The following is a 13,925-nucleotide window of genomic DNA, read 5'->3' as shown; positions in this document are numbered from 1 at the left end:
GCCCTCGCCGAGTGTTTCGTTGCTCACGATCAAGCTCCATTCATCCGACGCGCATGCGCATACCTATTTATAGTCAATTGTTCGGGCCCGGGCAGGCGAAGTCGAATGGTCCACCCGAGCGTCGGCAAATGGGGCTACTCGCAAAGCTGGCGCTAAACCATGTTGTCGAAGCGCAGCGAGCCGAGAACCTGATCAATGACCTCGGCGGGCTCGACGCCCGGCTGGTCCTCATCTGTCATGAGCAGGAGCGCCACGGTTTCGGGGGACTCGGGGCTACCAATACTCACGCCGATGACGTCGGCGCGGATGGTCGGGGGAGTGCAGATCGAGCGGGGTTCCTTCGGGGTGCCCCGGATGGTCTGGTGGTAGGCCAGGGTGCCGGAGACACCGATCTTGTCCGCGTGGCCGAGGTCGACCTCCGAGCCGTGCTCGGAGAACATCGTGTCCATCGCGTCGCCCATCGACCGCGACATCGACGCGGTGATCGACTCCGCGTCCCCCTGCGCCGGTTCCGTGAGCCCCACGCGCACCCGGAACGACGAGGTCCCGGTCAGCGAGCAGTAGCCGCGCTGGGCTTCTGCGTTGGCCGACGTCAGAACCCCGAATCCCCAGTCGAGCGAATCGTCGGCCGCCCCGGGAGCGTCCTCGGCGACCACGGCCCACTCCGGCGGGACCGAGTAGACCAGGCCCGAGCGGTGCCGAAGGTCCTGCCAGTCCGAGGGGACCTGCGCGCCGAGAGTCGGTCCCGCCTGCTCCTGCACGGGCCGCTCGGGCGGGGACTCGGGGAGCAGCGCGCAACCACACAGCGCAGTGCAGGCAAGTGCTGCGAGGCCGGCGCCAAACCTACGACGTGCGGAAGACAAACGTGCGGTGGACACCGGCGAGGAGTTAGACGGACCGCTGCTCGGCGAGCGCCTTGATGCGCTTGAGCGAAGAGTCGACGCCCTTGTCGAGGCCCTTGGAGAACTTGTCCTCGCCGCCGGTGGCCTTGGAGAGTACGTTCTCGAACAGGGAGACCACCGGGGCAGGGGCGTCTCGGTACTGTTTGAGGGTCGTCGTGCCCGCGCCTCCGGCGCCCTCGGACAGTTCGAAAACCCACTCCGAGCCGCTTGTCGCCATATTCGAGATGCGCCGACCCGGCACGTAGTCGACGACCTTCGATGTGGTCGGCCAGAAGACGCGACCCTGCTTGTTGAGGTTGAGCGACCACGTCCCGTTCTTCGTGCGACCGCCAAGCGCGCGGACCTTCTTCGTGGTCGGCGCCCACTTCGGGGCGTTCTCCACCTCGCCCACGATCTCCCACACGGTGGAGACGGGCGCGTTGATCTCGATCTCGGACTCGAAGCTGCGGACCTTCTTGTTAGCCATGATGTCGATAGTACGGAACGCTACCCGGTCTCGACGATGTTCTTGATCTTCTCCAGCGATTCGCCGACGCGGGCCCCCATGAATTCGTTGTACGGCTGCTCGCCGCCCATTGCGGGCGTGACGATCCGTCCCGCGATGAATCCGCGCGGGTAGTAGGTCTCTCGGAACTGGCGCAGGCGCGTGGTCCCGTCCTTCGGTCCCGGCTCCAGTTCGAACACCCATGTCGCGCCGGCCATGCCGACCTCGTTCGCGAAGCGCTTGCCGGGTTGGAAGTCGGTCACCTTGGCCCAGGTCGGCCACGCGATGACGCCGCGGTGGTTGAGATTGACCGAAAAGGTGCCCAGTTTCGTCGTTCCGCCGAAAGCGAACACCTTGCGTGCCTGGCTGCTCCATTGCGGCGCGTTGCGCACGTCGGAAATGAGCTCCCAGACGCGCTCGACCGGCGCGTTTATGTCGACCTCGTGGAGAAGCTGGCGTTCGGTGCGCGTCGTCATGCCCGCAATGCTAGTCGCCCGCCGGCGTGCCGGGGCGAAGTAAGCGCTGGCCAGCGCTTACAACGGCGTTCACAACCTTGCACTCGCCCACGGAGAGTGCTAGAAAAGGGCTTGGCACTCTACTAATCAGAGTGCTAAACAAAAGAACTCTGGTCGGGGCGGCGAGATCGGTCCAGACACGCCGTTCGTCCGTCGCGGGCGTCGCGCTCGACCATCGCGTGTCACAAACACGAAGGAAGACGTACCAAGATGGCAAAGACTATTGCTTTCGACGAAGAGGCACGTCGCGGACTGGAGAGCGGACTCAACCAGCTCGCCGATGCCGTGAAGGTCACTCTCGGCCCCAAGGGCCGCAACGTGGTGCTCGAGAAGAAGTGGGGCGCCCCGACCATTACCAACGACGGCGTGTCGATCGCCAAAGAGATCGAGCTCGAGGACTCCTACGAGAAGATCGGCGCGGAGCTCGTCAAGGAGGTCGCCAAGAAGACCGATGACGTCGCAGGCGACGGCACCACCACGGCGACCGTGCTCGCCCAGGCCCTTGTTCGTGAGGGCCTCCGCAACGTCGCGGCCGGCGCGAACCCGATGGGTATCAAGCGCGGCATCGAGAAGGCCACCGCCGCTGTTGCCGAGAACCTCATCTCCACCGCTGTGGAGATCGAGACCAAGGAGCAGATCGCTGCCACCGCCGGCATCTCCGCCGCTGACGCCACCATCGGCGAGCTCATCGCCGAGGCCATGGACAAGGTCGGCAAGGAAGGCGTCATCACGGTCGAGGAGTCCAACACCTTCGGCCTGGACCTCGAGCTCACCGAGGGCATGCGCTTCGACAAGGGCTACATCTCGCAGTACTTCATGACCGACCCGGAGCGTCAGGAGGCCGTGCTCGAGGATCCGTACCTCCTGCTCGTCTCGGGCAAGATCTCCACGGTCAAGGACCTCCTCCCGCTCCTCGAGAAGGTCATCGGCGAGGGCAAGTCGCTCCTCATCATCGCCGAGGACGTCGAGGGCGAGGCGCTGTCCACCCTCGTGGTCAATAAGCTCAAGGGCACCTTCAAGTCCGTCGCCGTCAAGGCTCCGGGCTTCGGCGACCGCCGCAAGGCCATGCTCGCCGACATCGCCATCCTCACCGGCGGCCAGGTCATCTCCGAAGAGGTCGGCCTCTCGCTCGACACCGCCGAGCTCTCGCTCCTCGGTAAGGCGCGCAAGGTCGTCGTCACCAAGGACGAGACCACGATCGTCGAGGGCGCCGGCGACGAGTCCCAGATCGAGGGTCGCGTCAACCAGATCCGCGCCGAGATCGAGAACTCCGACTCGGACTACGACCGCGAGAAGCTGCAGGAGCGCCTCGCCAAGCTGGCCGGCGGCGTCGCCGTCATCCGCGCCGGCGCGGCCACCGAGGTCGAGCTCAAGGAGCGCAAGCACCGCATCGAGGATGCCGTGCGCAACGCCAAGGCAGCCGTCGAAGAGGGCATCGTCGCCGGCGGTGGCGTCGCCCTCGTGCAGTCCGAGAAGGTCATCGACGCTCTCGGCCTCAGCGACGAGGAGCTCACGGGCGCGAACATCGTCAAGTCCGCGCTGTCCGCTCCGCTCAAGCAGATCGCCTTCAACGCCGGCCTTGAGCCGGGCGTCGTGGCCGAGAAGGTCCGCGGCCTCGAGGTGGGTAACGGCCTCAACGCCGCCACCGGAGAGTACGAGGACCTCGTCGCTGCAGGCATCAACGACCCGGTCAAGGTCACCCGCTCGGCGCTGCAGAATGCGGCGTCCATTGCGGCTCTGTTCCTGACGACGGAGGCCGTTGTCGCCGATAAGCCGGAGCCCGCCGGTGCTGCAATGCCGGGCGCCGACGGCGGCATGGGAGACATGGGCTTCTAAGCGCCCATTGGTAAGCCGTCCACGCGGACGGCCGCCTCCGAAGCGCCCCGCAGGATGCGAAATGCATTCCTGCGGGGCGTTTTTCGTGCCCTCACGCACCCCTTAAAGTTGTGAACTCGCTCACGAACCGGGCATCGACAACATGATGGGGAAGTAAACCCTAAGTTAATTAATGGTCCACGTTGTTCTGAGAAAAATAAGTATCTGATTCATAAACCGTGTTTAACGGCTATTTAGGGTGGGCTGAGCCGTGTAACTTCCCTGTTTTGAGGAGGTGAGGGCGTGCAATGTGTGACCCGCGATACCCTGCATTTGCTGTTGACCTAGCGTTCTGTTGTGGCAGAATTCAGGTCGACGGTGAGGGGAAAGGCGCGGCTGCCACAGCCGTGCGCCATCACAGTTCGCAACCCGGGGGTTGAACAAGGCCCCTACGTTCATGCCTCGGCGACGGGGAACAACAACATCAATCTGGGAGAGAAATATGCCTGACTTCGGTGCCATCTCTGATCTGCTCGGCAACGTCGGCGACGCCTTCGGCCTCATCAGCGACTTCGCTGGTTCGCTCGCCAGCCCGTTCGGTGACCTCGCCGAGAATGAGCTCCTTTCGGACTCGCTCGGTGGCGCAGCCGCAGAGTAAAACCTCCGGAGCCTAGCGCTCCATCGCTCGCCCGGGCTAGGCGAGTGTTCACCACAAAATTCATGGTCGGGACAGCTGACCACAATCTCTCAAGGAGCAATCATGGACTTCGGTTCCCTCGATACCCCCGAGCTCGACCTCGTCGGCGGCGCAGCAGGCCTCGTTTCCGACCTCTTTGGCAACTTCTCGACTCTTTTCGGTGTTGCCGACTACTTCACCGGTGAGGACTTCCAGGAAGCTCTCGCCAAGGGCTTCATGAAGTAACACTTACCTCGGCCTTGCGGCCGATGGTGTTGAGACGATGCGCCTTTCCTTTCCCCGGAGGGGCGCATCTTTCATTTGCTCTGGTAACGGCGCCGTCGGGGGTGCTGAAAGCCTGCGCTCGAATAAGGGTAGTGACCTAAGAAAACTCCCCGGCTAAAGTGGTAACGGTTCGGCAACGATGGACGATACAGAAGTGTTGACGTCGCCCAGCCGGCGTCGAACTGGCGACGGAAAGTCCCCGCACAGCGCGGATTTATCCACGAGTCACACAATTTAACTCAAGTTACGTATGTGACTTGTGGGAAAGTGTTGCGGTGTAAGCATTTTTAAGGAATGCTTCTTCACGTAGGTGGCCTATCTTTTGTGGGTCCCAGTCGCAACGAAGAATGATCAAAGAGAAAGTTAGGCCTGGGAGTATGCGCGCAGCGAAGAACCGCCATCTCGTCAAGAAGGTCGTGGCGGCAGCCATGGCGGTCGGCGTGGTTCCGGTGATCGGCATGGCCGGCACCGCAAACGCACAAAAGGAATCGGTCCAGTACAAGAAGGCCACCGCGGAAACTCCGGTCGTCGAATCGCCGCTTGATGACGGCCGCCTCATCGTTTCCGTGTGGTCTCCCTCGATGAAGGTCGAGATCCCGAACATCGTTCAGCGTCCGGCGGATAAGAACGACAACGCTCCCGTGAGCTACCTCATCAACGGCGCCGGTGGCGGCGAGGATTCCGCGACCTGGCAGGCCCAGTCAGACGTCAAGGAGTTCATGGCGGACAAGAACGCCTGGACCGTGACCCCCATCGGCGGCGCCTTCTCGTACTACACCGACTGGCAGAAGCACGATCCCAACGTTCAGACGCGCTTCGCCACCGACACCCAAGAGCCGATGCAGTTCGAGACGTTCCTCGCCAAGGAGCTCCCCGCGGCATTCGAGGGGCACTTCGGTGACGTAGGAATGGAGCGTGGTCGCGCGATCTCCGCGATCTCGATGACCGCGACCTCGGTCCTTACCATCGCGCAGAACCACCCGGGCGTTTTCGACTACGTCGGCTCGTACTCCGGCTGCGCCGAGACCTCCACCCCTGCGGGCCACGCGTTCATCGAGATCGTCACCGGCATGCGCGGCGGCGCCAACCTCGAGAACATGTGGGGCCCGTACCCGGGCGAGGGCTGGGTCAACAACGACCCGGTCGCCCAGGCTCCGAAGTTCGTCAAGCAGCGCGACGAAGGCACCCTTCCGGACATCTACGTCAGCACCGGCAACGGCCTGCCCGGGCCGCACGAGTCCCTCGACAACTGGCGCATCCGCAACAACATCCCCGCGCTCGCGAACCAGGCGATCGTCGGTGGTGTCATCGAGGCCGCGACCAACTACTGCACCGCAAACCTCGGGCGTAGGTTCAACGAGCTGGGCATCCCGGCTCACTTCAATTTCAAGCCCGCCGGCACGCACTCGTGGGGCTACTGGCAGGACGACCTTCACGAGTCCTGGCCGATGCTCGCCGAGTCGGTCGGAGCCGTCTAACAACAGCTTCCGTAGCCCGGGGGCCTCACCAGGCGTCATCGACCTGGTCGGGTCCCCGGACTGTGTGAATTACCCGAATAACAGCAAAAAGAAAGAAGGACCGGAGCATGCGCGCTAAGAAGAACCGCCATCTCGGTAAGAAGCTCATGGCGGCCGTGCTGGCGCTCGGCTTCGCGCCCGTTGCCGGCGTAGTCGGCACAGCCAACGCCCAGGACTCGTCGATCCAATACAAGAAGGCCACCCAGGGTGAGAAGGTAGTGGAGACGAACCTCCCGGACGGCCGCAAGATCGTGTCCGTGTGGTCTGACGCGATGAAGCTCGAGATCCCGAACATCGTGCAGCCGCCGCGCAACGGCAACCAGAACGCTCCGGTTCTCTACCTCATCAACGGCGCCGGCGGCGGCGAGGACTCCGCGACCTGGCAGGCCCAGACCGACGTGAAGAACCTCATGGGCGACAAGAACGTGTGGACCGTGACCCCCATCGGTGGCCGCGGCTCCTACTACACCGACTGGCTTCGCCACGACCCGAACGCGGGCACCCGCATCTCGAAGGAAACGCAGGAGCCGATCCAGCTCGAGCGCTTCCTCACCTGGGAGCTCCCGTTCCAGTTCGAGAACCGCTACGGCGGCGCAGTCGACGGCAACCGCAAGCGCGGCATCGCCGCGATCTCGATGACCGGCACCTCGGTCCTCAACTTCGCGAACCACTCGCCGGGCCGCTTCCAGTTCGTCGGCTCGTACTCCGGTTGCGCCGAGACTGCTACGCCGATCGGCCACGCCGCCATCGACATCGTCACCAAGTACACCGGTGGCCCGAACCTCGACAACATGTGGGGACCGTTCCCGGGTGATCGCTGGGCATACAACGACCCGGTCGCCATGGCGCCCGAGCTCGTCAAGCAGCGCGACAACGGCACCCTCCCGGAGATCTACGTGACCACCGGTAACGGCCTGCCCGGACCGCATGAGAACCTCGAGAACTGGCGCATCCGGAACAACATTCCGGCGCTGGCGAATCAGACCATCGTCGGCGGCATCATCGAGGCGGCCACCAACTACTGCACCGGTAACCTCGCCCGCCGCTACAACGAGCTGGGCATCCCCGCGACGTTCAACTTCAAGCCGAACGGCACGCACTCCTGGGGCTACTGGCAGGACGACCTCCACGACTCCTGGCCGCGTATGGCACACGCACTCGGCGTCTGATAAAACGCCCGCGTCAAAGAGGGGCCCTCGCCCGGCGTAAGATTTCGCCGGACGAGGGCCCCTCGTCAATTCCGCACCAAGAGGGGATGGAACGCACGTGGCACGCACGCCCGACACGATCACCACGCTCGAACACGCCGACGGGCACACGAGCGAACTTCGCATCTTCGACGCCGCGGGCCCCAAGGGGATCGTCCTCATCCTCCCCGGGATCGCCGTCGGCGCCCGGTACTACGACCCCATCGCCGAGGCGTTCGCCGCCGCCGGATACACCGCCGCGAGCACCGAACTTCCCGGGCAGGGCACCAGCACCATCGGAGTCGGCAGGAGGGCCACGCCCACTGGGTACCACGATGCGGCCGCCAAGGACTTCCCGCTCGCCGTCGACACGCTCCGCGCGCACACGGCGGACCCGGAACTCCCGCTCTACATGCTCGGACACTCCCAGGGAGGCCAGCTCGCCGCGTACTACGCTGCGCGCGAGGCGATCATGCGGTCCCCGGGGAGGGGACTGTCCGGCGTCATAGGTGTGGCGACCCAGTCCCCGTTCCATCGCGGATACGCCCCGAATGTCGGCCGCCGCCTGAGGGCCGGATCGATGGTCCTGCCCATCGGCGCGGGGCTGTTCGGCGCAGTACCTGCATCGTTCTTCGGCGGCGAGGGGCTGCAGCCCGGCCGGCGTATCCTCGACTGGTCGCAACTCGTGCGCACGGGCCGCATGAACCCGCTCGGCGCGGATGTCGACTACCTCGAGGGGATGGAAAAGGTGCGCACGCCGGCGCTCGCGATCACACTCCCGGGCGACGAACTCGCCCCGCAGTCCGCTGCGCGCTACTGGCTCGACTTCTTCCCGAACGCCCCGCGCACGATGCGGCACATCGACGCCGACCTCGGCCACAACAAGTGGGCGCGCACCCCGGAGCCGATACTCGAGGCCGTGCTCGACTGGATCAGTAAAGTCCCAGCCGCTTAGCGAGAAACCAGTACAAAAGGGCGTTCTTGCGCGCCTCCTGCGAGTTGTCGGCGGCGCCCGCGTGCCCGCCCTCGGTGTTCTCGAAATACGTCACGTCGTGCCCGGCAGCCTCGAGCGCGGCGACCATCTTCCGCGCGTGCCCCGGGTGGACTCGGTCGTCTCGCGTCGAGGTCGTGAGGAACACCGGGGGATAGGTACGCTCCGCGGCCTCGGAAACCTGCTGATACGGCGAGTACCGCGAGATGAACTCCCAGTCGCCGGGCACATCCGGGTCGCCGTACTCGGCCATCCACGACGCCCCCGCGAGCAGCCTGTTGTACCGGCGCATGTCGAGCAGCGGCACCGCGCACCCGATCGCGCCGAACAGTTCCGGATACCGCGTGAGCATCACACCCATGAGCAGCCCGCCGTTCGACCCGCCGTAGGCGCCGAGCTTCGCGGGTGTCGTGAGTCCGCGCCGCACGACATCCCGCGCGACCGCGGCGAAGTCCTCGTACGCGCGCGGCCGCTTCTCGCGCAGCGCCGCAGCGTGCCAACCCGGACCGTACTCGCCGCCGCCCCGGATCCCCGCGACGACATAATGCCCGCCGCGCTCGAGCCACAGCTTTCCCCGGAGCGCCGCGTACGACGGCGTCATCGCGATCTCGAATCCCCCATAGCCGTAGAGGACCGTCGGTGCGGGGCCGTCCACGTCGCTGCGCCGCATCACGAAATACGGCACACGCGTACCGTCGTCCGATTCCGCGAAATACTGCTCGACCACCACGTTCTTCGCGTCAAAGCGCGTCGGCGTCTGCGCCAATACGTCCCCGTCGATCGTCACCAATGACGGCGGGGTGACCGGATTACTCAGCGCCAACACGGCCACATCGGAGGTGAAACGATCGGTCGCGGTGACCGTCACCTCCGCATGCTCGCCGAGCCCCTCTACGGGCGTATGAGACCAGCCATTATCGCCCGGACGCAGCCAGAACAGGCTCGACTGGACATCGTCGAGCACGGTGCACAGCAACCCGCTGCGTGTGACCGAGATGTCCTCGAGCGCCTGGCGCTCCGAGGGCTCCCACAGCACGTCCGCCCGCAGCGACCCATCGATGACGTCGGACCAACGCAGCGCCCCGATGCCGCCCGCGGGGATCTGCGTGCCGGCGACCTCTGCCGCCCCGCGCGGTAGCAAGATGAGATGCTCGGCGGTCTGCACGAGCCGGCAGTCGGTCGGGAGGTCGAGCGGGAGCCAGTCCTCCTCCGGCCCCGAACGCACGGCGTACGCGGCGTTGTGGAAATCGAGCGCGCGCGTGGCGACCTCGCGCCCGGTCTCTGGATCCTTGGAGAAGCCGACGGCGACATCGTCGACCTCGCCCTCCCAAATCGCCTCGGTCGCCAGGCCCTCGCCGCGCCGCCACAGCTTCACGCGCCGCCCGTAACCGGACGAGGTAGCCGCCTCGGCCGCCGAGACCACAGCGACCGTGTCCTCGTCGACCCACGACACGTCCTGCTTGGCCTCGTCCAACCAGAGCCCGCCGGGGACGAAGTCGGCCGTCGCCAGGTCGAACTCACGCACGACGACGGCGTCCGCCCCGCCCTTCGAGAGCAAACAGAGCGCCCGGTCGTCCGCGGGCCTGCGCACCACGGTGCCCGCGTAGACCCAGTTGACGCCCTCTTCCGCCGCGAGCGCGTCGACATCAAGCAGGAGCTCCCAGTGCGACGAGGCGGGATCCGGGCCGCCCGACGTCATAAATTGCGAAAGAGGCATGCGCCGCCAGATGCCGCGGGGGTGGGAGGCGTCGCGCCAGAAGTTGTACGCCCAGTCGCCGCGGATCTGCGACCACGGGATGCGGTCCGAGGCATCGAGGATCGAGCGGGCGTCACGCTCGAGGGCGAGGTACTCCGGGTCGGCCTCCGCTGCGGCGAGGGTGGCGTCCGAGCGGGTCCGCGCGAAGTCGAGCGCGTCGGCGCCTTCCACCTCTTCGAGCCAGAGGTGCGGGTCGGAGGTGTCGTTGGGGTTCGCGTTGTCGGTCATATGTCCATAGTGCATGTCCCGCGGCGGGGGTGAGCCGGTGACATTTACCTGAATATCGGAGAAATGTGCTGGCACAGCTCTTGAGCTAAGCAAGAATTATTTATAACCTAGGCGAGTACGTTTTGTTATGTGCCTGCACCTTCGTGCAGGCACCCTTGGAAGGATCTTTTACATGAGCCTCGACCTCACCGGCAGCCTCTCCTCCGGCTCCGACAACCTGACCGACGACATCGCCGACTCCATCGGCGACGCGGTCGCTTCGCTCGTCAAGACCGCGTTCAAGAGCTTCCTCGGCAGCTAATTCGCGGCACTGCGCAAACCGCCCCACCGCCTGGTGGGGCGGTTTGTCCATTTCGGCTCGGCGCATCTGAGCGAAGTCGCATATTGTGGGAAATATGGCTGACAACAAATTCGATCTCATCGTCCTCGGCGCCGGACCCGGCGGCTACGTATCCGCGATTCGCGCGGCACAACTCGGCCTCAAAGTGGCTGTTGTGGAGCAGAAGTACTGGGGCGGCGTGTGCCTCAACGTGGGCTGTATCCCCGCAAAATCCCTGATCAAGAACGCGGAGGTCGCGCACACCTTTAAGCACAAGGCCGAGGAGTTCGGCATCTCCGGCGACGTCACCTTCGACTACGGCAAGGCTGTCGATCGCAGCCGCAAGGTATCCGCGGGAATCGTCAAGGGCGTCCACTTCCTGATGAAGAAGAACAAGATCACCGAGATCGACGGGCGAGGCACCTTCGTCGACGCGCACACGATCGAGGTCGACGGCGAGAAGTACACCTTCGACAACGCGATCATCGCCACCGGCTCGGTCGTCAAGACGCTCCCGGGGGTCGAGCTCTCCGACAACGTCGTGTCCTACGAGGAACTCATTGTCGACCGCGACCTGCCCGATTCCATGGTGGTTATCGGCGCCGGCGCCATCGGCATGGAGTTCGCCTATGTGCTCGCCAACTACGGCGTCGACGTCACGGTCGTCGAGTTCCTGGACCGCGTCCTGCCGAACGAGGACGAGGACGTCTCCAAGGAGATCACCAAGGCGTACAAGAAGCTCGGTATCACCATCAAGACCGCGCACAAGACCACCGAGGTTCGCGATAAGGGCGACTCCGTCGAGGTCGACATCGAGTCCGCCGACGGCAAGAAGAACGACACTCTCGTCGTGGACAAGGTGCTGGTCGCCGTGGGCTTCGCCCCGCGCGTCGAGGGCATCGGCCTCGAGGCAGCCGGTGTCGAGCTCACCGAGCGCGGCGCCATCGCGATCGACGAGCAGATGCGCACCAACGTCGACGGGATCTACGCCATCGGCGATGTCACGGCCAAGCTCCAGCTCGCCCACGTCGCCGAGGCGCAGGGCGTCGTGGCCGCCGAAACCATGGCCGGCGCCGAGACCCAGACGCTCGGCGACTACCGGATGATGCCTCGCGCGACGTTCTCGGAGCCGCAGGTCGCGTCGTTCGGGCTCACCGAGGCGCAGGCCAAGGACGAGGGCTTCGACGTCAAGGTGTCGAAGTTCCCGTACTCCGCGAACGGCAAGGCGCTCGGCCAGGGCGACCCCACGGGCTTTGTCAAGCTCGTCGCCGACGGCACGCACGGCGAGCTCCTCGGCGCGCACCTCGTTGGTGCGAACGTCTCCGAACTCCTTCCGGAGCTGACGCTCGCGCAGATGTGGGACCTCACTGCCGCCGAGATCGCGCGCAACGTGCACACCCACCCGACGCTGTCCGAGGCGATCAAGGAAACCGCCGAGGGCATCGAAGGCCACATGATCAACCTCTAGCGCGACCACACGTACGAGAAAGGCGGGTACCTCCTCTACCAGGGGAGATACCCGCCTTCGTCGTCATAAGGAGAAGGCGTCGACTAGGCGTCCTGGAGCTTCGCCGCCTGGGCGGACAGGATCTCGCCCAGCCGCTCGTTGTCGACCGCCGTGATGGGGTTCGTGTCCGGCCCGTCGCTGTTCGCGCTGTAGGAGATCTCGATCGTGGTGTCGCCCGCGTACGCGTGGATGATGATGTTGCGGCTGAGCGCGGTCTCTCCCGCGTCGTTGCTCTTGACGATGTCGCGTACCTCGCGGAAACCCTCGACGCCCTCGACACCGGTAAGGTCCTCGACCGCGATGCCGAGCGTGACCGTGAACGGCTCGTTGCCGGCCTCGACGCCGGGGACCTCGGTCGACGGCGCCTGCGCACCCTGGCAGCCGGTGTAGTTGGAGCGGTCGAGGAACCCGTCGAGCTTGCCCGGCTTCAGCGCGACCGTCGTGGCGCCGGCGTCCTTCGGCGCCTCGCCCTCGGCCTCCGGGAAGGAGACGCGGTTGATGACGGCGTCGTCCAGCAGGCTGTCGACGACGACATCGGTGTCGAGCGCGCTGTCGCAGGTTCCGCCGAAGATCTCCGAGGCGTCCTTGATCGCCTCGCGACCCTCGACGTAGCTGACGATCGTCTCCGAATCGAGCTCCGAGGTCTTCGCGTTGGCGTCGAAATCCTGCAGGTCCTCGGCCGTGATCAGCTTCTCGGCGAGCTCGGTGTTGGTGCCGATGCGCGGATCGCGCTCGGGGTCCGCGGCCTCGCCATCGGCGGGATGGGCGCCGTCGACGACCTCCTCGGCGGTGGAGACTCCTTCTTCCTCGCCGCCGCCGGAGCAACCCGCCAGAAGCGCCGTGGCCGTCGCCGATGCGGCGAGTGCGGCGAGCAGTTTTCGAGCTCTCAAAGTACGTCCCCTTAACGTGCAAGCAAATATCAAGAAACTATTCTGCCAAAGCTGCTGCGCATCGGCGCGGACTTGGCGTGGATACAACTACTGTGACACCTAGTAATACTGTGACACCTAACTATCCAATCGACGTATATGGGGGCGCAAATGGGACTGGCCGACGATAAGCTCTTCGGCGCCGGTGCGGTGCTGTTCGACCTCGACGGGGTCATCACCCCCACGGCGGACCTCCACATGCAGGCGTGGGCCGGCCTGTTCCAGCCGCTGTTCGCCTCCGCGGGCGTCAGCGACTACGTCGACGCCGACTACTTCGCCTTCCTCGACGGCAAGCCGCGCACCGCCGGGATCGGCTCGCTGCTCGACGACCGCGGTCTGGACCACGATGACGCCTACGTCGAAGAACTCGGCGAACGCAAGAACACGCTGTTCCTCGACCTCCTCGCCGCCGGAATCGAGCCGTACCCGGCGTCCGTGCGCTTCATCGACGCGCTCGACGAGGCAGGTATCGCCAAGGCTGTCGTGTCGAGCTCCAAAAACGCCTCCCAGGTACTCACGTCCGCCGGGCTCCGCGACCGCTTCACCTACGTGGTTGACGGCGCCGTGTCCGCCGCCCAGGGGCTTCCCGGCAAGCCTGCCCCCGATACCTATCTCTACGGTGCCGAACTTCTCGGCGTCCCCTCGTCAACCGCGCTGGTGATCGAGGACGCGATCTCCGGAGTTCAGGCGGGCGCGGCAGGCGATTTCGCGGGCGTCGTCGGCGTCGACCGCGGCGCCGGCGCCGACGCGCTGAGCGAGGCGGGAGCCACCGTCGTCGTGCGTGAACTCGACGAATTGTTGTAAGTTCTAGCCC

Annotated in this window: 14 protein-coding genes; 9 read left to right on the top strand and 5 right to left on the bottom strand. The window is 65.3% G+C overall.

What is annotated here, in order from left to right:
• Positions 1-152 precede the first annotated feature (152 nt).
• From BJL86_RS13730 to BJL86_RS13720, 3 genes are read right to left on the bottom strand one after another with little or no spacing between them, the layout of a single operon-like run.
• Positions 153-878 carry a DUF8017 domain-containing protein gene (locus BJL86_RS13730; protein ID WP_156515158.1) on the bottom strand — a complete coding sequence of 242 codons (726 nt, stop codon included), beginning with the start codon at positions 876-878 and terminating at the stop codon, positions 153-155.
• A 10-nt stretch (positions 879-888) separates the two neighbouring features.
• On the bottom strand, positions 889-1,368 hold the full coding sequence (locus BJL86_RS13725) for an SRPBCC family protein (RefSeq protein ID WP_067470732.1): 480 nt from the start codon (positions 1,366-1,368) through the stop codon (positions 889-891).
• Positions 1,369-1,388: 20 nt separating this feature from the next.
• Complete coding sequence (locus BJL86_RS13720; RefSeq protein WP_067470730.1) at positions 1,389-1,862, bottom strand: SRPBCC family protein; 474 nt, start codon at positions 1,860-1,862, stop codon at positions 1,389-1,391.
• A 249-nt stretch (positions 1,863-2,111) separates the two neighbouring features.
• On the opposite strand from BJL86_RS13720, the gene groL reads away from it, so the two are divergent.
• The 6 genes from groL to BJL86_RS13700 all read left to right on the top strand — a co-directional run bounded on the left by groL (position 2,112) and on the right by BJL86_RS13700 (position 8,336).
• On the top strand, positions 2,112-3,737 hold the full coding sequence (groL, locus tag BJL86_RS13715; protein WP_067470728.1) for a chaperonin GroEL: 1,626 nt from the start codon (positions 2,112-2,114) through the stop codon (positions 3,735-3,737).
• 481 nt (positions 3,738-4,218) lie between these two features.
• Complete coding sequence (locus BJL86_RS17245; protein WP_156515157.1) at positions 4,219-4,374, top strand: hypothetical protein; 156 nt, start codon at positions 4,219-4,221, stop codon at positions 4,372-4,374.
• Between the two features lie 102 nt (positions 4,375-4,476).
• Positions 4,477-4,638: a hypothetical protein gene (locus BJL86_RS17435; protein ID WP_197487498.1), complete on the top strand. Its 162-nt coding sequence runs from the start codon at positions 4,477-4,479 to the stop codon at positions 4,636-4,638.
• Positions 4,639-5,054: 416 nt separating this feature from the next.
• Positions 5,055-6,155, top strand: coding sequence for an alpha/beta hydrolase (locus BJL86_RS13710; protein WP_067470726.1), 1,101 nt, complete (start codon positions 5,055-5,057; stop codon positions 6,153-6,155).
• A 107-nt stretch (positions 6,156-6,262) separates the two neighbouring features.
• A complete protein-coding gene (locus BJL86_RS13705; protein ID WP_067470724.1) occupies positions 6,263-7,363 on the top strand; it encodes an alpha/beta hydrolase in 1,101 nt (366 codons plus the stop codon).
• Between the two features lie 97 nt (positions 7,364-7,460).
• Positions 7,461-8,336, top strand: a complete 876-nt coding sequence (locus tag BJL86_RS13700; RefSeq protein WP_067470722.1) for an alpha/beta fold hydrolase — start codon at positions 7,461-7,463, stop codon at positions 8,334-8,336.
• Here BJL86_RS13700 and BJL86_RS13695 read toward each other — a convergent pair.
• Positions 8,314-10,356 (bottom strand): prolyl oligopeptidase family serine peptidase, encoded by a 2,043-nt coding sequence (locus BJL86_RS13695; protein WP_067470720.1) that lies wholly within the window; start codon positions 10,354-10,356, stop codon positions 8,314-8,316. The two genes, BJL86_RS13700 and BJL86_RS13695, sit on opposite strands and share 23 nt — an antisense overlap.
• Positions 10,357-10,528: 172 nt before the next feature.
• Here BJL86_RS13695 and BJL86_RS17725 point away from each other — a divergent pair, with 172 nt between their 5' ends.
• Positions 10,529-10,657, top strand: a complete 129-nt coding sequence (locus tag BJL86_RS17725; protein ID WP_257787269.1) for a hypothetical protein — start codon at positions 10,529-10,531, stop codon at positions 10,655-10,657.
• Between the two features lie 94 nt (positions 10,658-10,751).
• Entirely contained in the window at positions 10,752-12,143 is a 1,392-nt protein-coding gene (gene lpdA / locus BJL86_RS13690) for a dihydrolipoyl dehydrogenase (protein WP_067470719.1), read from the top strand.
• An 83-nt stretch (positions 12,144-12,226) separates the two neighbouring features.
• On the opposite strand, the gene BJL86_RS13685 is transcribed toward lpdA, so the two are convergent.
• The gene (locus tag BJL86_RS13685; protein WP_067470717.1) at positions 12,227-13,072 is read right to left on the bottom strand and encodes a hypothetical protein; all 846 of its coding nucleotides are present in this window, start codon (positions 13,070-13,072) and stop codon (positions 12,227-12,229) included.
• A gap of 150 nt (positions 13,073-13,222) precedes the next feature.
• On the opposite strand from BJL86_RS13685, the gene BJL86_RS13680 reads away from it, so the two are divergent.
• Positions 13,223-13,915, top strand: a complete 693-nt coding sequence (locus tag BJL86_RS13680; protein ID WP_067470716.1) for an HAD family hydrolase — start codon at positions 13,223-13,225, stop codon at positions 13,913-13,915.
• The last annotated feature ends 10 nt before the right edge of the window (positions 13,916-13,925 follow it).

Origin of the sequence: Dietzia timorensis, assembly GCF_001659785.1 — a bacterium.
GTDB classification, from domain to species: domain Bacteria; phylum Actinomycetota; class Actinomycetes; order Mycobacteriales; family Mycobacteriaceae; genus Dietzia; species Dietzia timorensis.
This window is presented reverse-complemented; position numbering and strand designations above follow the sequence as displayed.

Excerpts from the sequence above, each read along its gene's own strand:
- BJL86_RS13680 (WP_067470716.1), top strand. The coding sequence starts at position 13,223 with ATGGGACTGGCCGACGATAAGCTCTTCGGCGCCGGTGCGGTGCTGTTC.
- lpdA (WP_067470719.1), top strand. The coding sequence starts at position 10,752 with ATGGCTGACAACAAATTCGATCTCATCGTCCTCGGCGCCGGACCCGGC.
- BJL86_RS13695 (WP_067470720.1), bottom strand. The coding sequence starts at position 10,356 with ATGACCGACAACGCGAACCCCAACGACACCTCCGACCCGCACCTCTGG.
- BJL86_RS13705 (WP_067470724.1), top strand. The coding sequence starts at position 6,263 with ATGCGCGCTAAGAAGAACCGCCATCTCGGTAAGAAGCTCATGGCGGCC.
- BJL86_RS13720 (WP_067470730.1), bottom strand. The coding sequence starts at position 1,862 with ATGACGACGCGCACCGAACGCCAGCTTCTCCACGAGGTCGACATAAAC.
- groL (WP_067470728.1), top strand. The coding sequence starts at position 2,112 with ATGGCAAAGACTATTGCTTTCGACGAAGAGGCACGTCGCGGACTGGAG.
- BJL86_RS17435 (WP_197487498.1), top strand. The coding sequence starts at position 4,477 with ATGGACTTCGGTTCCCTCGATACCCCCGAGCTCGACCTCGTCGGCGGC.
- BJL86_RS13710 (WP_067470726.1), top strand. The coding sequence starts at position 5,055 with ATGCGCGCAGCGAAGAACCGCCATCTCGTCAAGAAGGTCGTGGCGGCA.
- BJL86_RS17725 (WP_257787269.1), top strand. The coding sequence starts at position 10,529 with ATGAGCCTCGACCTCACCGGCAGCCTCTCCTCCGGCTCCGACAACCTG.
- BJL86_RS17245 (WP_156515157.1), top strand. The coding sequence starts at position 4,219 with ATGCCTGACTTCGGTGCCATCTCTGATCTGCTCGGCAACGTCGGCGAC.
- BJL86_RS13725 (WP_067470732.1), bottom strand. The coding sequence starts at position 1,368 with ATGGCTAACAAGAAGGTCCGCAGCTTCGAGTCCGAGATCGAGATCAAC.